The 20,523-nt window shown below is 42.9% G+C and carries 19 protein-coding genes and 1 riboswitch; of the genes, 12 read left to right on the plus strand and 7 right to left on the minus strand.

From position 1 onward, the window contains the following. Positions 1 to 138: 138 nt before the first annotated feature. Positions 139 to 1,713 carry a phosphoenolpyruvate carboxykinase (ATP) gene (gene pckA, locus BLR15_RS08650; protein WP_092986617.1) on the minus strand — a complete coding sequence of 525 codons (1,575 nt, stop codon included), beginning with the start codon at positions 1,711 to 1,713 and terminating at the stop codon, positions 139 to 141. A 319-nt stretch (positions 1,714 to 2,032) separates the two neighbouring features. Between pckA and BLR15_RS14275 the strand changes: the two genes are divergently transcribed. Together BLR15_RS14275 and metK are read left to right on the plus strand one after the other, a co-directional pair. Continuing rightward, positions 2,033 to 2,788: an Ltp family lipoprotein gene (locus tag BLR15_RS14275; protein WP_245696710.1), complete on the plus strand. Its 756-nt coding sequence runs from the start codon at positions 2,033 to 2,035 to the stop codon at positions 2,786 to 2,788. 76 nt (positions 2,789 to 2,864) lie between these two features. Continuing rightward, a riboswitch (SAM riboswitch) is annotated at positions 2,865 to 2,967 on the plus strand. A gap of 87 nt (positions 2,968 to 3,054) precedes the next feature. Next, positions 3,055 to 4,236 (plus strand): methionine adenosyltransferase, encoded by a 1,182-nt coding sequence (gene metK, locus BLR15_RS08660; protein WP_092986619.1) that lies wholly within the window; start codon positions 3,055 to 3,057, stop codon positions 4,234 to 4,236. Between the two features lie 72 nt (positions 4,237 to 4,308). Here metK and BLR15_RS08665 read toward each other — a convergent pair whose 3' ends face one another. Further along, the gene (locus tag BLR15_RS08665) at positions 4,309 to 4,533 is read right to left on the minus strand and encodes a hypothetical protein (RefSeq protein WP_092986621.1); all 225 of its coding nucleotides are present in this window, start codon (positions 4,531 to 4,533) and stop codon (positions 4,309 to 4,311) included. 359 nt (positions 4,534 to 4,892) lie between these two features. Here BLR15_RS08665 and BLR15_RS08670 point away from each other — a divergent pair, with 359 nt between their 5' ends. Then, positions 4,893 to 5,798 carry a nuclease-related domain-containing protein gene (locus BLR15_RS08670; RefSeq protein WP_092986623.1) on the plus strand — a complete coding sequence of 302 codons (906 nt, stop codon included), beginning with the start codon at positions 4,893 to 4,895 and terminating at the stop codon, positions 5,796 to 5,798. Positions 5,799 to 5,895: 97 nt separating this feature from the next. Then, complete coding sequence (locus tag BLR15_RS08675; protein WP_092986625.1) at positions 5,896 to 7,305, plus strand: FAD/NAD(P)-binding protein; 1,410 nt, start codon at positions 5,896 to 5,898, stop codon at positions 7,303 to 7,305. Positions 7,306 to 7,347: 42 nt separating this feature from the next. Here BLR15_RS08675 and BLR15_RS08680 read toward each other — a convergent pair whose 3' ends face one another. Both BLR15_RS08680 and BLR15_RS08685 read right to left on the minus strand, forming a co-directional pair. Beyond that, entirely contained in the window at positions 7,348 to 8,334 is a 987-nt protein-coding gene (locus BLR15_RS08680) for a proline dehydrogenase family protein (protein WP_092986627.1), read from the minus strand. A gap of 102 nt (positions 8,335 to 8,436) precedes the next feature. Then, the gene (locus tag BLR15_RS08685; protein ID WP_092986651.1) at positions 8,437 to 8,949 is read right to left on the minus strand and encodes a gamma carbonic anhydrase; all 513 of its coding nucleotides are present in this window, start codon (positions 8,947 to 8,949) and stop codon (positions 8,437 to 8,439) included. 82 nt (positions 8,950 to 9,031) lie between these two features. On the opposite strand from BLR15_RS08685, the gene BLR15_RS08690 reads away from it, so the two are divergent. Next, the gene (locus BLR15_RS08690; RefSeq protein ID WP_092986629.1) at positions 9,032 to 9,832 is read left to right on the plus strand and encodes an alpha/beta hydrolase; all 801 of its coding nucleotides are present in this window, start codon (positions 9,032 to 9,034) and stop codon (positions 9,830 to 9,832) included. A 22-nt stretch (positions 9,833 to 9,854) separates the two neighbouring features. Here BLR15_RS08690 and BLR15_RS08695 read toward each other — a convergent pair whose 3' ends face one another. After that, positions 9,855 to 10,418 carry a tRNA 5-(aminomethyl)-2-thiouridylate-methyltransferase MnmM gene (locus tag BLR15_RS08695; RefSeq protein ID WP_092986631.1) on the minus strand — a complete coding sequence of 188 codons (564 nt, stop codon included), beginning with the start codon at positions 10,416 to 10,418 and terminating at the stop codon, positions 9,855 to 9,857. Positions 10,419 to 10,522: 104 nt separating this feature from the next. On the opposite strand from BLR15_RS08695, the gene BLR15_RS08700 reads away from it, so the two are divergent. The 5 genes from BLR15_RS08700 (at position 10,523) to BLR15_RS08720 (ending at position 16,431) form a co-directional block, all read left to right on the plus strand. Then, entirely contained in the window at positions 10,523 to 11,293 is a 771-nt protein-coding gene (locus tag BLR15_RS08700) for an ABC transporter ATP-binding protein (RefSeq protein WP_092986633.1), read from the plus strand. Further along, entirely contained in the window at positions 11,253 to 12,803 is a 1,551-nt protein-coding gene (locus BLR15_RS08705; RefSeq protein WP_092986635.1) for an ABC transporter permease, read from the plus strand. Before BLR15_RS08700 ends, BLR15_RS08705 begins: the two co-directional genes overlap by 41 nt. Positions 12,804 to 12,808: 5 nt before the next feature. After that, positions 12,809 to 13,273, plus strand: a complete 465-nt coding sequence (locus BLR15_RS08710; RefSeq protein WP_218118662.1) for a methylated-DNA--[protein]-cysteine S-methyltransferase — start codon at positions 12,809 to 12,811, stop codon at positions 13,271 to 13,273. 266 nt (positions 13,274 to 13,539) lie between these two features. Next, the gene (gene leuS / locus BLR15_RS08715) at positions 13,540 to 15,954 is read left to right on the plus strand and encodes a leucine--tRNA ligase (RefSeq protein WP_092986639.1); all 2,415 of its coding nucleotides are present in this window, start codon (positions 13,540 to 13,542) and stop codon (positions 15,952 to 15,954) included. Between the two features lie 150 nt (positions 15,955 to 16,104). Then, a complete protein-coding gene (locus BLR15_RS08720; RefSeq protein ID WP_092986641.1) occupies positions 16,105 to 16,431 on the plus strand; it encodes an antibiotic biosynthesis monooxygenase in 327 nt (108 codons plus the stop codon). Between the two features lie 51 nt (positions 16,432 to 16,482). Here the strand turns inward: BLR15_RS08720 and BLR15_RS08725 are convergent, their stop codons facing one another. Further along, the gene (locus BLR15_RS08725) at positions 16,483 to 17,736 is read right to left on the minus strand and encodes a BaiN/RdsA family NAD(P)/FAD-dependent oxidoreductase (protein ID WP_092986643.1); all 1,254 of its coding nucleotides are present in this window, start codon (positions 17,734 to 17,736) and stop codon (positions 16,483 to 16,485) included. A 78-nt stretch (positions 17,737 to 17,814) separates the two neighbouring features. Between BLR15_RS08725 and BLR15_RS08730 the strand changes: the two genes are divergently transcribed. After that, positions 17,815 to 19,449, plus strand: coding sequence for a putative polysaccharide biosynthesis protein (locus BLR15_RS08730; RefSeq protein WP_092986645.1), 1,635 nt, complete (start codon positions 17,815 to 17,817; stop codon positions 19,447 to 19,449). Beyond that, the gene (locus BLR15_RS08735; protein WP_092986647.1) at positions 19,449 to 20,144 is read left to right on the plus strand and encodes a pseudouridine synthase; all 696 of its coding nucleotides are present in this window, start codon (positions 19,449 to 19,451) and stop codon (positions 20,142 to 20,144) included. The genes BLR15_RS08730 and BLR15_RS08735 overlap by 1 nt, the downstream gene beginning before the upstream one ends. A gap of 114 nt (positions 20,145 to 20,258) precedes the next feature. Here BLR15_RS08735 and BLR15_RS08740 read toward each other — a convergent pair. Beyond that, the coding region (locus BLR15_RS08740; RefSeq protein ID WP_143003948.1) for a transposase at positions 20,259 to 20,523 on the minus strand (265 nt) is incomplete at its 5' end.

Genomic DNA, 20,523 nt, shown 5'->3' on the forward strand with positions numbered 1-20,523 from the left:
TTAAAGAGATAAAAATAAGGGGTGAAAGCTTATAAGACTTTGATATCTTATTGGAGAATCCTATTTCTGGGCAGTAAGAAAGGAAAACCTTCCATTTAAATAAGATTAAATGGAAGGTTGATTGTAATTATTAAACTATTAAAATCCGCCTTTTTGAGCAATCTCTGTCGACTGTTCTCCGAATTTATCAAAGTTTTCCTTGAATAATTCTTTCAGATTATTCGCTTTCTCATCATAGCCTTCTTTATCCAGCCATGTATTTTTAGGCATCAGCAGTTCATCAGGTACTCCTGTAACGGATACAGGAACATTCAGGCCGAATGTATCATCTTTTTCAAATTCTCCAAGTTCCAGTTCACCACTGATGGCACGGCGGATCATAGTACGTGTGTGTGTCAGATCCATACGTTTACCGATACCGTAACCGCCGCCGGTCCATCCGGTATTGACCAGGTAGACGTTGACATCGTGCTTATCGATGAGACGGCCCAGCATTTTGGCGTATACCGTTGCTTCCAAAGGAAGGAACGGTGAACCGAAGCATGAAGAGAATACAGGCTGAGGTTCTGTTACTCCTCTTTCCGTACCTGCCAGTTTCGATGTGAATCCGCTCAGGAAGTGATACATCGACTGATCTTTGTCCAATTTACTGATTGGAGGAAGGACACCGAATGCATCTGCTGTCAGGAATACAATCGTCTTAGGATGTCCGGCTACTGACGGAATGCGTGCATTGTCGATATAGTGGAGCGGGTAGGCTGCACGGGTATTTTCAGTCAATGTTTTATCTTCATAATCCGGGGTGCCTTCTTCGTCCAGAACAACGTTTTCGAGTACTGTTCCAAATTTAATGGCACTGAAAATTTCAGGTTCCTTTTCTGCAGAGAGATCGATCGTTTTTGCATAGCAGCCGCCTTCGATATTGAAGACACCCTCGTCATTCCAGCCGTGCTCATCGTCACCGATCAGATCACGGTGAGGATCTGCAGATAAAGTCGTTTTGCCTGTGCCAGACAGGCCGAAGAATAGGGCAACGTCTTTGTTTTCGCCGACGTTCGCTGAACAGTGCATGCTCATGACACCTTTTTCAGGCAGCAGGTAGTTCATAATGGAGAAGATGGATTTTTTCATTTCTCCCGCATACTCCGTACCGCCGATCAAAATGACACCTTTTTTTAGTGAGACGATGACAAATGCCTCGGAGTTCGTGCCATCAACTGAAGGATCTGCTTTAAAGGTCGGTGCAGATACGATGGTGAACTGTGGATCGATACCGAGTGCCTCTTCTTTAGTGTCCGGACGGATGAAGAGATTTTGAACGAACAGGTTGTGCCAGCTGAATTCATTGATGACCTGCAGGTCCAGGCGGGTGGATTCATCAGCACCGGCATATCCTTTGAACACAAAAGTTTCATCTTTGGAATTTAAATGATCAATCACTTTTTCAAAAAGATTATCAAAAATCTCTTCTGAAATCGGCTGGTTTACTTCACCCCAGTGAATTTTGTGGCTGGATACGTTATCTTCCACTATGAAGCGGTCTTTCGGACTGCGTCCTGTGTATTTGCCGGTTTCTGCTTTTAGAGCGCCTGTATCAGTTAAAGCGCCTTCACCTCTTCTTAATGAAGCGGTAACAAGTTGTGGCGCAGAAAGTTGGACTTCTGTTGTATCTTTGGATACTAACTTTGAGATTAAATCGGAATGGTTGACCATATGTATGCCTCCAGGAGTTTATTTTAATGTACCAATTGCAAATAGTATAACACATTAATAAATGAGGTGACACATTAAATCAGTACATTATTAACTTTAGATTAATGATACTATCTGCATTTTAAAATGTTAAGCTCAGTCTTGTTGAAAGTGGTTAATTTACACGATTAAAATCTTTGAAAAAGCAGAAAATTTGCAGCGATTATGAATGAGTTATATACCAAATGTGAAATATTATCAAGAATGTGGGCTATTATCTTATATTTAAATGAAAATAGTATATAATTAGATGTAAATATATAGAAAAGGAGCAAGTAAAATGAAGAGGCTTTTATTTGCAGTCGGTTTTGCGATGGTAATGGTTCTTGGTGCATGCGGCGGGGAAGCGGAATCTGATGCGGTATCATCAGATGAATTGTCAGAGCAGATTTCACAGCTTGAATCTGATAAAGAACAGCTTGAAGAGGAAGTTGACGGATTACAGGACGAAAATGAGGTGCTGAAATCACAGAGCGGCAACGATGATGTTGCAGAAGAACTCGAGATGGAAATCGAAAATATGAAGGAGGAAAATGATGCCCTCCGGTCTGAGATTGAAACCCTGGAAGAGGAAAATAATGAAGTCTATGATGAAAACCAGGCGCTCATGAATCAGGTTTCAGACTTGGAAAAAGAATTGTCTTCTGCAGAAACAGAATCTGAGGAACAAGCAGCTGAAGAGAACGTCGATGATGAAGAAGAGATGGAAACAGCTTCACAAAACGGAGATGTACCAAGAGAGTGGGAGGTGGCTTTGGACAGTGCATACACATATGCTGAAATCATGTCGATGTCAAAAGCGGGGATTTACGATCAGCTTGTGTCCGAGTATGGAGAGAACTTCCCGCCTGAGGCCGCACAATATGCCATAGACAATATAGAATGGGATTGGAAGGCAAATGGACTTGAGTCCGCAGAGACTTACCGCGATATGATGAGCATGTCGAATGCGGCTGTTTATGACCAGCTGGTTTCAGAGTATGGTGAACAGTTTACAGCTGAAGAAGCTCAGTATGCGGTGGATAATCTGGACTAATGGGGGATATCGATGAAACTCCGGCATTAACACCTTGAATTGTCGTCCGCACTCTAGTATATTTAATTTAAGTTATCTCTTATCAAGAGCAGGTGGAGGGAGCAGACCCGTCGAAGCCCAGCAACCTCTTTTATTAAAGAAAGGTGCTAAAGAATGCAGATTATTCTGATCGATAAGGGGAAGAGCGAAGCCTTTTCTCTATGTCAGGGAGAAGGCTTTATTTTGTTTTAAGAGATAACGAATAACTTAAAGGAGACATATACAGAATGAGTGAAAAGAATTTATTTACATCAGAGTCGGTGACAGAAGGGCATCCGGATAAAATTGCAGACCAGATTTCAGACGCGATACTGGATGAAATTATCAAACAGGATAAAGACGCACGGGTTGCCTGTGAAACTGTCGTAAATACAGGGCTTGCAATGATTGTAGGAGAAATCAGCACTGAAACTTATGTGGACATTCCTAAAATCGTCAGGGAAACGGTGAAAGGGATCGGCTATATCGATGCAAAATACGGTTATGACTATAAAACGATGTCAGTATTGACAGGCATTGATGAGCAGTCGGAAGATATCGCAGTCGGCGTGGACAACGCGATAGAGACGAGAACGACGGATGAAATTACGACAGGAGCAGGGGACCAGGGGCTGATGTTCGGTTTCGCTTCCAATGAAACTTCTGAATTGATGCCGCTGCCGATATCACTGGCCCACAAATTATCACGCCGGCTATCAGAAGTCCGGAAAAATGATACATTGAACTATTTGCGTCCTGACGGTAAAACACAGGTCACCGTCGAATACGATGAGAACAATAAAGTGAAGCGTGTGGATACGATCGTCGTTTCTACACAGCACAGTGAAGATGTATCTACACAGCAGATTTACGATGATCTGCTCGAACATGTCATAGAAGCGGTTGTTCCGGCGGAGCTGCTGGACGAAGAGACCAGATACTTCATCAATCCTACAGGCCGCTTTGTGATTGGCGGCCCTCAGGGGGATGCAGGTTTAACAGGCAGAAAAATCATTGTCGACACATACGGCGGCTATGCAAGGCACGGCGGCGGCGCTTTCAGCGGCAAAGATCCGACTAAAGTTGACCGCTCTGCTGCATACGCTGCAAGATACATTGCTAAAAATATCGTTGCCAGCGGACTTTCTGATAAATGTGAAATCCAGCTTGCATATGCAATCGGGGTCAGTCAGCCTGTATCGATTTCGGTTGACACATTCGGAACATCATCAGTTGAAGAGAACAGAATAGTAGAAGCGATCAGAGCATTGTTCGATCTGTCACCGGACGGTATCATTGAAATGCTTGATCTGAAACGTCCGATTTATAAGGATACCGCAAGTTACGGACATTTTGGACGTGAAGATATCAGCCTGCCTTGGGAAGCACTGGATAAAGTGGAAAAAATCAAATCATTTTTAAATCAATAATCAAGAATCAAGACATAAATAAACCCGGAGCAATTCTGCTCCGGGTTTCTAATTTTAAATTGGGGTTGAAGATTACATACCTTCGTCTTCTTCCTCTTCATCTTCTTCTTCGTCATCCATTGCTGGATCTTCTTCTTCATCTTCTTCTTCTTCGTCATCCATCGCTGGATCTTCAGCGCCTTCTTCCATTGCCGGATCTTCTGCTGCTGGATCTTCTTCACTTTCTCCGCCGCCGCATGCACCAAGTACCATTACTGATGCAAGGCCGCCTGCCAATAGATATTTTTTAAGTTCCATAGTAAAAGCCTCCTAATTAATTTTCCTAATATAATTAATGAGTAACCCTGCTAATTCTTTATCTCTATATAGCAAGTTATAGTAACACTACCCATGTGTTGATTATTAAAACATATTATATTGAAAAAATTAAATGATATGGTATAAAAATCGGCAAACCAAAAGTGTAATATGTTATTTAAAAAGTCTTTCAAAGCTGTCATATCAACGATTCTGCCATTTTTATAATATTTAGGATTTTAAGGTGTGAAAATTTGATAAAATAATTCCTTTCTTTTGTATCGATAACTATTCGCAGTATTGTTATAATATTAGAGGAGAAAGATATCGAAAATACAAACGGAATAGGAGATATGCGTATGAACACTGAGATTTTCACAAATCCGATTTTTATAGCTGTAGCAGCTGTATTATTAATTCTGGTTATTGTATTTCTAGTGTATTATTTCAAACATCGTAATGATATCAATAAAGTTCAGGACTCATACAATGAAGAAAAACAAAGTCTGATTGATAAATATGAGAATGAACGGGAAGAGGAACATCTGACTCATAAGAAGGAAGTTTCGACTCTCAATGAAAAATACCACAATGATACAAACTTACTGAATAACAAGCTTGAAAGTCTGCATCAGTTTACAGTGGACAAGGGAGAGTACCTGACGGATCTGGCGCTGATCCAGTTGAAAGAAAAGCTGGTCGATGAAGGAAAAATCCGCGATGCCGACATGCTGATATTGTCGAATGTGTATCTTCCAAGCCGCAACTTTACAAACACAAGAAAAATTGATCATCTCGTACTGACCCGCACAGGTCTGTATCTGATCGATTCAAAATACTGGAGTGGACACATCCTTCACGGCATCAGTGAAAACAATTTTGAAGAACTGCCATATATCGAGTCTTTCTTTGAACTGTTGAATTTGGATAAAACTCAGGAACAGACATTGATTTTTGATAAATCAGATCCTGAAAATATATCTGTGAATCACTATAATCCGATAATTGACGAGACAAAATTATCTGCGGAGAAACTGAAAAATATATTGAAACTGCAATATGATGTTGTACCTTTGATATACTTCAATCCCAAAGATGGCGGAAATTATTCAATTGCCAATTACTCTGATGATAATGTCAAAGTGCTGGTCGGTAAAGACGCATTGGAAGAGTTTTTCCTGAAATATATTTTCCACGGCAGATTCCAGTACACCGTCAAAGACCTGGCAGAAATTGAAGATGCAATTTTAACACTGAATCCATAGATTCATTTTGCTGATTCATCTCAATGACCCTATACTTCGTGTATGGGGTTTTATTTTATAAAAAATTCTTTACGGAAAAGATACCGGAGGCGGAGTAATGAAGAAAAGAATAGCTGTTATCGGAGGGGGCGTCGCCGGCAATGCCGTCCTGCACCATATCGTCAATAATACGAATTTTGATACGTCATACAGAATTGATATTTTTGATTCGGAGGATCATATGGGGCGGGGAAAGCCGTATATCGAAGACAGTGAAGTTCTGCTGCTCAATATACCTTCTGATGAAATGTCGATGACCAATGTCCCTTATAGTTTTGACGAGTGGCTCGTATCCCGTGGGCTGCCGGTTGAACATTTTAATTCAAGGAAACATTTCGGTGATTATTCTGCCGATATGTTCCGGCGTGCAGCCGTCGCGCATTCAAATGTCCGGCTGATCAATGATCTGGTGATAGATGTCATATACAACGAGGAGAAGGAAACTTTCGCAGTCATATCCGACTATAAGACGGATGAATATGATGCTGTGTTTCTGACGACGGGCCAGTTGAGCTACAACGACCCGTATCATTTGAAGGGCATGGATAATTACATCCACAATCCTTACCCTCTCAATCAAAATATTACAGATCCTGAAGGCTCGGTCGGAGTGATCGGGACCGGATTGTCTGCCATCGACTGTGTGAGATATTTGATGATTGAACAGTCGGCAGATGCAGTTCATTTGTTTTCAAGAAGCGGCGACATGCCTTCGGTAAGGGGGACAAGTCATGATCTAAATATAAAATACTTTACCGGGGCCGAGGTGGATTCATATATAGAGGATGATATGATTTCACTGGATAAAATCATAGAACTTTTCAAAAAGGAGATGGCGGAGCAGGGGGTGGATGAAAAACTGTTCTATCGTCATCCCGAAAGTACTTTGGAAGATTTGAAGTTTGACCTGCTCCATGCCGATGCTGTAGGGAAACTGCAATATTTGATCATCGCTGTCAATCCGCTGTTCAGCAGAGTGTTCCCGTACTTTTCAAAATCGGATAAAAGAAAGTTCATGAAAGAAGTCCATCCGCTGATCGATAAAAATCACTCGCCGATGCCGCCTGAAGTTGCACGTCAGCTGGTCGACTGGGCCGAAGAGGGCAGAGTGCGCATCATTGACGGCATCGAAGCAGTGGAAACAAACGGACGGTTTGAAGTGAAAACTGACAGGGATGAAACATTCAAGGTGGATTATCTGATCAATGCGACAGGTCCGATAAAGGATATTGAACAAGAACCTGCACCTTTAATTGTGAATCTTGTCGACCGTATGTTGATTGCGCCAAGCGAACTCGGCGGATTGCTCGTCGATAAACAGCACAGGGTGATCAGCCCGCGATATGGGACGTTGAATCATATGTATGCGATCGGACATCTGACTTTCAGCTCCGACTATATGTCAAATACGGTGAATATACTGGTAAAGAATACGAAGCTGATGGTTGAACGGATTATGGAACAATGACAAAACCCTGCTGCCGTTTTTTTACGGACAGCAGGGTTTTATTTACTTTCTGAACAGCTGATAGGCGGCAATCAATGCGGCTGCACCGGCAGCAATGGCTGTGCCGGCCTGGAAACGCTTGTCTTTTGTAATGCCTTTGACTACAAGGTTGATATTTTGAGGACGCTCTGCGAGACGTCTCATGAAATATGCATACCAGTCGTAGCCGAATGGAACGTAAACGACTGTATTATATCCACGCTGAACGAGATTTCTCTGATAGTCTTTTCTGAAGCCGTATAACATCTGAAATTCAAACTGATCATTAGGGATATTGTTTTCTTTGATGAAATCAATCGTTTCTTCTATTATGTTATGGTCATGCGTCGCAATGGAAGTAAACCCCCTGCCTTCGAGCAGGTGTGTTTTTATGAGTCTCAAATAGGCGGCATCGATATCTCTTTTATCCTGAAAAGCGACTTCGGGTACTTCTTTGTACGCCCCTTTTACGAGACGGAGTCTCTGGTCCTTATATTTGATGACATCTTCTCTTGAGCTGAATAAGTATGACTGTATGACAGTCCCGACATTATCAAACTCTTCCAATACGGTATCAATCAGACGGATTGTATCATCGTATGCGGCATAGTTTTCCATATCGATATTGACGAACATATCCGCCTGTTTTGCCACGGTCAATATTTCACGTGTATTTTCAAGGCAGAAATCATAGTCGATATGAAGACCTATTTGAGATAATTTTACTGATGCATGAGCATCCACATTATTCTCATCGATTGCTTTGATCATTTCGATGATGTTGCCTTTTTCCCATAATGCGTCGGATTTCTCTGTGATGAATTCACCGAGATTATCAAACGTGACGCTCATACCCTGGTTATTGATGTCTTTAATACGCTCGATCGTGTCTTCCACTTTAATGCCGCCGACCACTTTATCGGCGCCAAATTTCAAACCAATTTTTTTGGTAGTGTCATTTAAAATTTTGTTCTCTGAAAGATGTATGAAAATATCTCTTAATACTGGCATAAAACCTCTCCTACTTTAATAATGTTCAACATATATATTGTACCCCTTTATATAAAAGGTAGACAATCATTTTTAGAAAATTATGGATATAATTTGAATTTTTTAGTCATTGTCATTTTTATAATGTGGAATGTGATTTGTATACGTGTTGTTGATCCTTTCCATTTCACTTATATCCTCGTCCGTTAAGTCTCTTACCACTTTTGCCGGTCTTCCAAACGCAAGTGTCTTCGGAGGAATCTTCGTGCCGGGGGTGACCAGACTGCCGGCACCGATGAAAGCACCTTCACCGACCTCCGCACCGTCGAGAATGGTTGAATCCATTCCTATCAATGCATTATTTCTGAGTGTACAGCTGTGCAGTGTCACTTTGTGGCCGACAGTGACGTAGTCCTCTATTATGAGAGGCATATCAGGTGTTTCATGTAAGATCGACAAGTCCTGGATATTGCTATGTTTACCAATTTTGATGGGTGCAATATCGCCGCGTAAAACACTGCCGAACCAGATTGAGGCATACTCATCAATGGTTACATCGCCGATTACTGTCGCGTTCGGCGCTACAAAAGAGCTTTCATGTATTTGTGGTGACATTCCCTTATAATTCAGTTTCATTTCCACTATCCTTTCTCCATTTTGTTGTTATAATAATTATATCATAGAGAATTACAAAAGGATTGAAGGAGACTTGCCTTAAATGTGGAAATGGGAAACGGAGTATGAACCGAAAGGGGTCGTTGTCGTCATTCATGATATGCTCGAGCATCATGAGTATTACAACGGTTTAATCAGTCAATTGAGAAGTTCAGGCTATCATGTCATTACAGGCGATCTGCCGGGTCACGGCCAGACGACAAGAGTGCACAAGGGGCACATTACCGACTTCTACCAATATGTGGACAGAGTGCTGGAATGGTTTGAGAAGACGAAGGAATATCATCTGCCGACATTCGTCATCGGCCAGGGGCTCGGCGGGCTGATTGCGCTGGAATTGATTAAACAGCACAATATAAATATTGACGGTGTCATTCTTTTGAATCCGCTACTGTCATTCAAGCAGTCATTCATGAACAGGAAAAATACATTGATGACCAGTGTAAGAGCGACGAGTGATGAAACGAAGTTTAACCCGGGCATCAAAATGAAATACTTCACTTCGGATAAAAACTACCTGGAACGTTATGAAAATGATGAATTACTTGTCAAAAAAGTGAGCTATCACTGGTATAAGACCGTCATCAACCAGATGAAGAACACTGCAGAAAATATTGATGAGCTCCCTGATGTGCCTGTCATGGCCATATTCAGCAATGAGAATGAAATCATAGAACCTTTCATCTCATCTAATTATGTTAAAAAATTGATGAGCAGGGAACTTCATGTCATTATGCTGGACAGTGAAGACCACAGCATATTTCAGCGGGAAGACACTGAAATTCCATACTATTACCTTGAAAGATTCTTTGATTCGCAGCTCTTCAGAATCGGACTTTTATAAAATAAAAACTCATACTGCCGGATTAATTCCCGGCAGTATGAGTTTTTTCTATGCAGAAAATGAACGGCGCATTATTCCGCTGGTTGATGAAGCGGTATTCGAGAACTTTCGCTTCATCCTGGGGCAGGCCGGAGAGGAAATCGTACAGCGCATCTTTTTCCTCTTTGCCATTTGGGTGGCCGTGATAGACGACGATCACGATTCTGCCGCCGGGTACGAGAGTGTTGAGTATCCGGGTGACCGCCTTTAAAGTGGATTCACTTCTGGTCGTAATGGATTTATCACCTTTAGGCAGGTAGCCGAGGTTGAACATTGCCGCTTTCACATTACTGCCTATGTAATCTTCGGCATTGGCATGTGAATCTTGTATGAATTGTATGTTGGTCATGCCCTCAGTCAGTTTTTTTGCATTATTGACTGCCTCTTCCTGGATATCAAAACTGTATACTTTTCCGGAAGGGCCGGCCAGTTCGGCCATGAATTTTGTGTCATGGCCGTTGCCGCATGTGGCATCTATCAAAATATCATTTTCTTCTGCGATCTCTTCGATCAGTGATTTTGCCTTTGGAAGAATTCTTTCAAGCATATGGGGTCCACCTCTTCTTTATAAATGGATTTTACCATATGCATTGTGTAATGGACATAAGGCATATATCATTTTATGTAACAGGTCAGGAGATGAGGGTAAATATGATTGAAGTGCGCAATTTGTCGAAGACATACGGCCATAAGCATGCTGTACGCAATTTGAGTTTTAAAGTGAACGAAGGTGAGCTGTTCGCTTTTCTCGGACCGAACGGATCGGGTAAATCGACGACGATCAAAATGCTGACGGGTCTTACTGAGAAATCTTCCGGTGATATTGAAATACTCGGGCAACAGCCGGGTATAAACAGTGTTTCACTAAAAAGGGAATTGAGTTTTGTTCCGGATACGCCGGATATCATGGGGAAACTGACAGGCAAGGAATATCTGGATTTTGTGGCGAGCGTCTATCAAATGTCTCAGGAAAATTATGAGGACAAATCTAAAGAGTTGCTGGAACTGTTCGATTTAAGCGGCGCGCTCGGTACATTGGTTGAGGAATATTCCCACGGGATGCGTCAGAAGCTTGTAATTACCGGTGCTCTGATGCATGAGCCAAAAGTCATTTTCATGGATGAACCGAACGTCGGGCTTGATCCGAAGAGTAACCGCAATTTGAAAAGCTATTTAAAGAAATATGTGGATGACGGCAATACGGTCTTTTTAACGACACATACACTCGGGCTCGCAGAAGAGATTGCCGATCGGATATTGATTATTTATGAAGGGGAAGAAAAAGCGACAGGTACACTTTCCGAGCTGAGAACAAAAAGCGGTCTTGTATCCGGTTCACTTGAAGATGTCTTTTTAGCGCTGATCGGGGAGGAGGAAGTGAATGTTTCCGATTCTGAAAGTCGAGATTCAATCGGCGGTTAATTATTTAAAAAATTTACGCACGCAGACGATTGTATCTCTGGTCATCATCGCTTTATTCGCAGTGATTTTTCTGCCGTTAATCATCATCACTATGTTTAATTTTCTGTTATTGGCAGAAGAGAGCATTCTTTCATCCATAATGGTGATGATATCTGTGCTCATCATGATTATACTGTCGCTGATCACCGTCAACCGGATAGTAAAAGATATGTTCATGAATGAAAACATGCAGTTATATCTTACTTTTCCGGTCAAAGCAGTCGAACTGCTGCGGGCGAAATTCATCATGCAGCTGTTTACGGGCATCCTGCCGGTCACAATACCGATCGGTTTGATTGTCGGCGTAGCATTCACTTTCAGATATTCGAGCATTTTACCGCTGGTATCAGCAATCTTATATTTCATGTTGCTCAGTATACTGACACTCGGACTAAGCTACATAATTGTATTCCTGGTGACAAAAGTTGCGAGTCCTAAGAAAGTATCGGAGATATTGACGTTTATCGGCGGTTTTGCGGCAGTTCTGCCGTATCTTATCATTACGTTTGGCGTCGTCAATATTGAAACGGTAATCAAGTATTTGCCGAATCCTGCAGGGTTATATGAGGGCTTTATTTACAATGTGAATCTTCTGGAATTTACCGTATTTACATTATTAAGTATTATTTTATCCATCATCATTTTTGTGAGTCTGACACAGGTGGTTAAAAATGGATTTTTAAAAGGATGGATCACCACTTCAGGGCGCAGCAGGAAAGCAGGCAGTACGTCCCTCGACGTTAATTCTGTCAAAGGTGCACTGTTGCAAAAAGATATTAAAATGACATTGAGAGACTTTAAGGAATGGGCGGCAGTTTTACCGCAATACTTCATTCCGTTTGTCGTTTATTTTGTGGCATATAATCCGGTGGCTTCCGATGGTTATCCTGAGATGAATATGGACGGGGTGATCATCTCTGTATCCATTACGGGTACTGTCATCATCTCGATATTCGTTTCTGCTTCAAATACCGCGAGGGATGCGAGACATTACTCAATGATGCGGGCATTGCCTCTGAAGGCGGCGGACATAGTGGATTCTAAATTCATATATAATTTCATAACGATCGTTCCGGTCTATATGCTGATGTCGCTGGGGGTCTTTTTGTTTACAGATGTTTCCGCAGCCGGACTTTTCTACAGTCTTGTCTTTATACTGATGACTGCGCTTGCTGTCATTCCTATCGGCATGTGGTTCGGTGCGAAATTCCCGGTGGTCAACACCAACAAGCCGACTGAACGGATGGATACCGGTGCCTCGATCATTATGATGATTGTAATTCTGATTTTAATTTTTTCAACAGGGTTCATGTCGAATGTATTCATTGATGCAGATGGTGATATAAATCATCGGATGACTGGTATAATGGGAGTGGTGATGCTTGCACTCAGTGCGGGAATTTACTTTATAGTGACAAAAACGGTGAAAAATATATATCACAGAGGATTGAAGATTGTTTATAAGGGGTGATGAAAATGGCAGTTGTTTACGAGGAATTTCCGGTTGGATGGCTGAAAATCGTCGATGAGGATGAAGAGATTATCAGGATCGATTATGCAGAAGCGCCTGAAAAGAGTGATGAGCGGTCTGAAGTGATAAATGTTTGTATCGATCAGCTGAATGAGTATTTTGAAGGCCGGAGAAGTGAGTTTACAGTACCGGTCAATTATAGATACAGCGGGACGAAGTTCCAGCAGAAAGTCTGGAATGAACTGTGGGAGATCCCTTACGGCCGGACGATCAGTTATAAGGAACTCGCTGAAAGGTGCGGCGGCGCGAACTATTCAAGGGCTGTCGCCAATGCGAACGGCAAAAATCCGGTGTCGATCATCGTGCCGTGCCACAGGGTCATTTCAAGTGACGGGACCCTCGGCGGCTACACGGGCGGTCTGGATAAAAAGTCGAAATTGCTGACGATTGAAGGGTTGCAATTGATTTAAATGTTTTTATACACTTGCTAATATTTAAAAAATAACATATATTAGTACTTGTACAGAAGTAGTAATGCGATGCTGTTTCAAGAGAACCGGTGGCGGTGAAAACCGGTATCAGCGGACCGTGAACTTGTCTGTATCCTGTGAATTGAATATTTTTGAGATGCACTTTTTAAGTGAATGCGGGTGGTACCGCGGTCAGATAGATCGTCCCATGTTTTATTAAACATGGGATTTTTATATACTTTTTTACACACAATAGGAGGGTCATAATGGCTTATAATCACAGAGAGATTGAAAAGAAGTGGCAGGAATTCTGGGAAAATAATAAAACATTCAAAACAGATGAAGAATATGGCAAGAAGAAGTTTTACGCGCTGGATATGTTCCCGTATCCGTCCGGAGCCGGACTTCACGTCGGACACCCGGAAGGGTACACGGCGACAGATATATTGTCACGTATGAAACGCATGCAGGGATACAATGTCCTTCATCCGATGGGCTGGGATGCTTTCGGCCTGCCGGCGGAGCAGTATGCGATTGATACAGGAAATGATATACGTGAATTTAACGAAAAGAATATCGATAATTTCCGCAGACAGATCAAAGAACTCGGTTTCAGCTATGACTGGGACCGTGAAATCGATACGACAGATCCTCATTATTTCAAATGGACACAGTGGATTTTCATCCAGCTGTACAATAAAGGACTTGCCTACATCGACGAAGTGCCGGTGAACTGGTGTGAGGCACTGGGCACAGTACTTGCGAATGAAGAAGTCATCGATGGTCTGTCAGAACGCGGCGGTCATCCGGTAGTAAGAAAGCCGATGCGCCAGTGGGTACTGAAAATCACGGAATATGCCGACCGTCTGCTCGAAGATCTTGAAGATCTGGACTGGCCGGAATCTCTTAAAGATATGCAGCGCAACTGGATTGGAAAATCCGAAGGTGCGAATATCGATTTCAAAATTGAAGGCACGGATAAAGAGTTCACAGCATTTACAACACGTCCGGACACAATTTACGGCGCGACATATGCCGTTTTTGCACCGGAGCATGAACTTGTGGATGAAATCACGACAGCAGAACAAAAAGAAACAATCAAAGCTTATCAGGATAAAGCGGCGATGAAGAGCGAACTGGAACGTACCGATCTTGCGAAAGAAAAAACAGGTGCCTTTACAGGTGCTTACGCAATCAATCCGTTCAACGGTGAAAAACTGCCGATATGGATTTCTGATTACGTTCTTGCATCTTATGGTACTGGAGCAATCATGGCAGTGCCTGCACATGACGAGCGCGACTATGAATTTGCGAAAGAATTCGATCTGCCGATCATCGAAGTGATTGAAGGCGGCAACATCGATGAAGAAGCGTTTACAGGCGACGGTCCACATGTGAATTCGGGAGCACTCGACGGTCTAAGCACCGAAGAAGCGATTGAAAAGTCGCTCGAGATTCTGAACGAGAACAATTTCGGAAGAAAAGAAACGACATATAAACTGCGTGACTGGCTGTTCTCACGCCAGCGCTACTGGGGCGAACCGATTCCAGTCATCCACTGGGAGGACGGTACAATGTCAACAGTGCCTGAAGACGAGCTTCCTTTGGAACTGCCTTATATGGATGAGATAAAACCGTCGGGTACAGGTGAATCACCGCTTGCCAACAATCAGGACTGGGTGGAAGTCGTGAGAGAAGACGGCGTCAAGGGACGCCGTGAGACGAACACGATGCCTCAGTGGGCAGGCAGCTGCTGGTATTACCTGAGATTTATCGATCCTCACAATGATGAAGCATTGGCAGACCCTGAAAAACTGAAACACTGGCTGCCGGTTGACCTGTACATCGGCGGGGCAGAGCATGCGGTACTGCACCTGCTGTATGCACGCTTCTGGCACAAAGTACTTTATGATATCGGCGTTGTGCACACGAAAGAGCCGTTCCAGAAATTGTTCAACCAGGGCATGATTCTCGGGGAAGGCAACGAGAAAATGAGTAAATCAAAAGGCAATGTCATCAACCCTGATGATATCGTTCATTCACATGGTGCGGATACATTGAGACTGTATGAGATGTTCATGGGGCCATTGGATGCTTCAGTCGCGTGGAGTACGACGGGGCTTGATGGTTCTAGACGTTTCCTCGACCGTGTTTGGAGACTCATCATCAATGAAGATACCGGTGAGATCCAGGATAAAATTGTAAATAAAGAAACACCGGCTGTCGATAAAGTCTATCACGAAACGGTGAAGAAGATTTCCGACGATTACGAAACTCTTGATTTCAACACTGCAATCTCCCAGATGATGGTATTCGTCAATGAGTGTAATAAGCAGGAAGAGATTTCGAAAGAATATATTGAAAACTTTGTCAAGATGCTGTCACCGATTGCACCCCATATTGCCGAAGAGCTGTGGGACAGACTCGGTCACGGAGGGACGATCGCCTACGAAGTATGGCCGGTTTTCGATGAAAATAAACTGATTGAAGAAGAAGTTGAGATCGTCATTCAGGTCAACGGTAAAGTACGTGAGAAGATGAATGTACCGACAGATGCATCAAAAGAGGATTTGGAGAGCATCGCCATCGAAACTGATAAAATCCAGGAAATCATCAAGGATAAAACTGTCAGAAAAGTGATTGCGGTACCGGGCAAACTGATTAATATAGTGGCAAACTAAGAAAAGGCAAGGTCTTTGACCTTGCCTTTTTCATTTTTCCGAACATCTCATATACAGTACCTTTTAGAATTTCGTAACTTTTGTCATCAAAGAAATCACTGCGATTATGTTATCGTTTGATATAGAACCTTTACGAAAGGATGATTGAAAATGATTAAAGTGGTAAACGCGTTAAGCATTAAAAAAGGCCGGATTGATGAAGTGGCGGCAAAGTTCCAGGAACCTAAAGCCGTCCATACTTTTGAAGGCTTCGAACTGATGGAAGTTTTGAAGAATGAAAATCCGGAAGATCACGATGAACTGCTGATTTCTACAAACTGGAAGGATCATGCGTCTTTTGAAGCATGGAGAGACAGCCGTAAAAACCAGAAAGCACATGATGCCAAATCCGGCGGGGAGAAACCGGCGGATAATCCGATCATCGACAATGAAATCCGTATTTATGAAATTGCATATCAGCATCATCCTGCAGAGTAACGGCAGAAACCCGTCATTCAATTGTGTGAGTGACGGGGTTTATTGTGATTTTTATGATTTACCTGCACTGTGGCCGGCAACGTATCCGGTCACGAGGGCGCTTGTGATATTATAGCCGCCGGTGTAGCCGTGGATATCCAGTACTTCTCCTGCAAAGTAGAGGCCGTCGACCATCCGGCTTTCCATCGTCTGTGGAGTGATCTCTTTCAGATTGACGCCTCCGCCTGTGACGAATGCTTTTTCAATGGACTGTGTACCGTCGACCTTAAATGTGAATCCTTTGAGAAACTCAACTATCTTCTGTTTATCTTCACTTTTAAGATGATGGCTGGTCGCATCGCCGTCGATGTCATTATATTCAATCAGGAATTCTGCAAGACGGTCCTGCATCATCCCTTTAAGTATATTTCTGATGGATTTATCCGGACTTTCCTTAAGCAGTGCATCGAGATTTTCCTGAAGTGCGCCTTTTTTCACTTCTGGATGGAAGTCGATCATCATGGCAATATCTTTACGTTTCTGGCTTTTCTGCTCTTTGAATATGAACTGGCTGCACCTGAGTGCCGCCGGCCCGGACACGCCGAAATGGGTGAAGATCATATCCATCTGGTGTGTAATTCTCGGCCTGCCATTTTTCCTGAGAACGGACAAGGCGACATTATCGAGGCTCAGACCTTTTAATCTGCCTTCTTTAATAAAGTTCTCAGAGGATGTGATGGGCACCTCGGTCGGGAATAATTCTGTAATATTATGGCCTGCTTCCGTAGCGAATCTGTGGCCGTCGCCGGTGGAACCGGTATTGGGCACACTTTTTCCTCCGGTGGTGATGATCACATTGGAAGCTTTTATAATTTCCCCGTCATTCAGCCGGACGCCGGTAATTGCATTCCCTTCAGTCAATATTTTTACTACTATAGTACTGTACCGGATTGTCACGTTGTTCTTATCCAGTTCTTTTAAAAAGACATTCAGTACATCCATTGCTTTGTCAGTGACCGGAAACATCCGGCCGTGGTCTTCTTCTTTAAGGTCTACGCCGCGTGTCTCTACAAAGTCAATAATATTTTCATTATCAAAAATGCTGAACGGGCCGTAAAGGAACTTGCCGTTACCGGGAATGTGGCTGATGATTTCTTCGTAGGGCAGACGGTTCGTTACATTGCAGCGTCCGCCGCCTGAAATGAGCAGCTTCTGTCCAAGCTTTTTATTTTTCTCGATAAGTAAAACTTTTTTGCCATTTTCAGAAGCGGCATAGCCTGCCATGAGGCCGCTGACCCCACCGCCTACAACGATTATGTCAAACATAGATTTGCTCCTTTTAGTTTGAAAGTGATGTTATTTTGATTATAATGTAGTTTAGTCTAAAATAAGAAGGTTATAAAAATGTCAGATTCAAATAAACTGGTTAGAGGGACATTCTATCTGACTTTGGCGACATTGATCACCAAAGTTTTGGGAATGCTCTACTTGATTCCATTTTACAGTATTATGGACGGAGAAGAAAACCTGGCCTTATACGGTTATGCTTATACGCCATACACGATCATGCTTTCTATCGCAGCAGCGGGAGTGCCCGGCGCCGTATCGAAATATGTGGCCAAATATAATGCGCTGGGTGCATACCAGACGAGTCAGAAGCTGTATAAATCCAGTCTGCTCATAATGATCGCTTCAGGTATACTCGCATTTTTAGCACTGTACATCGCAGCGCCTTTCATAGCGAATTTACAGACGATGGCAGCAGGCAGCGGAGAAGGCAGCTGGACTGCTGAAGATATTACGCGCATTATCCGCATTATCGGAATCGCCGTCATCATCATTCCTTTCATGGCGACGTTCAGAGGGATATTCCAAGGGTTCGAATCTTTCGGTCCGACGAGCGCCTCCTCCGTTGTGGAACAGGTCGTGAGAATCACAGTGCTGCTCAGCGGTGCGTATATTATCATCTATGTCCTTGACGGTACAGTTCAGCAGGCAAACGAGATCGCGGTGCTCGCTGCATTCATCGGCGGAATCGGTGCGATTCTGACGCTCTTCATCTTCTGGAGGAAGAGGCAGCCGCACATTCAGAAGCAGGTGGAGGCGGACAACACGGACTATGATTTCTCATATAAGGAAATGTACGGTGAAATCATCCGTTACGGAATACCATTTATAATAGTAGGAATCAGTATACCTGTAATGATTTTCATCGACCAGCTGACACATAACAACGGTCTTGCCATGGCAGGTGTACCTGAGCAGTACCACGACAGCTGGTTCGGCATGCTGAACTTGACCACACATAAACTTATCATGATTCCTACATCACTTGCAGCGGCATTTGCAATCAGCATTCTGCCGTTCATCACTAAAAATTTTCAGAGGAAAGAGATGGACAATGTCCACCATCAGATTAAAATGATGCTGCTGATGCTGTTGTTCTTTACAATTCCGGCAGCGGTCGGAATGATGATCCTCTCAGCACCTCTGTATACGTCGTTCTACAGTTACAATGAAATGGGCATTAAGATTCTAATATTCTATGCACCTGTCAGCATCATCATTTCACTGTTTTCAATCACATGTTCGATTGTACAGGGTATAGACAGGCAAAATCTTACATTATATGTCGTTCTGGCGGTGCTCGTCATCAAATTGGGCATCAACATACCACTGATCATGCAGTTCCACACTGTGGGCGCGGTTATGGGGACGGCAATCGCACTGGGGATCGGCGTTTTCCTGAACTTGTGGATCATAAAGAAATACGGCAAGTTCCATATCCGTCCACTGATAAAGCCATTGATGCAGATTGGTTTCTATACCGTCGTCATGCTGCTGACAGTAGAGATCGTCTATTTACTGATGCTGTTCACTCTTGACGTTCAGAACAAGGTCGATTCAGTCATCATACTTGCTGTAACGGTGCCCGTCGGTGCTTTTGTCTATATATTCCTGTCATTCAGAAGCAGGCTTGCCGATGAGATACTGGGCGCCAGAGCAGATAAAATCAGACAGAAGTTGAGGTTTTTATAATGCGTCTGGATAAATTTTTGGCGAATGCCGGAATCGGCAGCCGTAAAGAAGTGTCCAAAAAGATCAGGGACAAGCAGGTGAAAGTGGAAGATGAAACAGTCAATAAACCGAACCACAAAGTTTCATATGACAGTCATATCACTGTCAATGATGAACAGGTGATTCTGGAGGAGTATATATATCTGATGCTGAATAAGCCGGCAGGGGTCATATCTTCAACGGAAGAGAGTCCTACACAGACGGTGATGGAACTGATTGACCATCCCCAGATTGATGAACTCTTTCCTGTAGGCAGGCTGGACAAGGATACAACGGGGCTGCTGATCGTTTCAAATGACGGCAAGCTTTCCCACAGTCTCCTCAGTCCGAGAAATAAGATCGGCAAAACATACGAAGTCATTCTGAAGGAAGATGTCACTGATGAGGATATCGAAAAATTGGAATCAGGCATTCCTTTGAAAGATTTTACATCCTCGCCGGCCATCGCGACAAAGATTGAAGACAGAACAGTCGAACTGACCATATATGAAGGCAAGTTTCATCAGGTCAAACGCATGTTCATATATTTGGGTAATGAAGTCACCGGACTGAAGCGGATAAGTTTCGGCAGCCTCATGCTGGATGAAATGCTCAAACCGGGAGAAAGCAGATATTTAACCGACGAAGAAGTGAAGAATTTAACGCACCTTGTTTAAATCGTTTAAGAGTGGGTAAATATATATGTAATTACTTGAATCAATTTCATAATTGCTCTTTTTAAAAATACAAAGACCTACAGAATTCCTAAAATGTATTTTAAAAAACAGAAATCATGCAGCTTGTTGCTGAATGAATTGAGCATCGATGCGGTCTGCAGCCAACTTGGATGCATTGTAAACAAGTGTCACCATGTCAAAATGAATTTTTGCGCGTTTTCCGGTACGATATCGAACATTGTTCAGTTGAAAGAATTCCTTAAGGTATGCATTGACTCTTTCTACCGCAGTACGGCGTTTGAAAATGTTTTTCCATGCTAGAGACCCACGGGCTGGTGCGGAATATTTCCTGAGATCTGTTGTTATTTTCATTTTGAAA

This window comes from Lacicoccus qingdaonensis, from assembly GCF_900101075.1.
Classification (GTDB): Bacteria; Bacillota; Bacilli; order Staphylococcales; family Salinicoccaceae; genus Lacicoccus; species Lacicoccus qingdaonensis.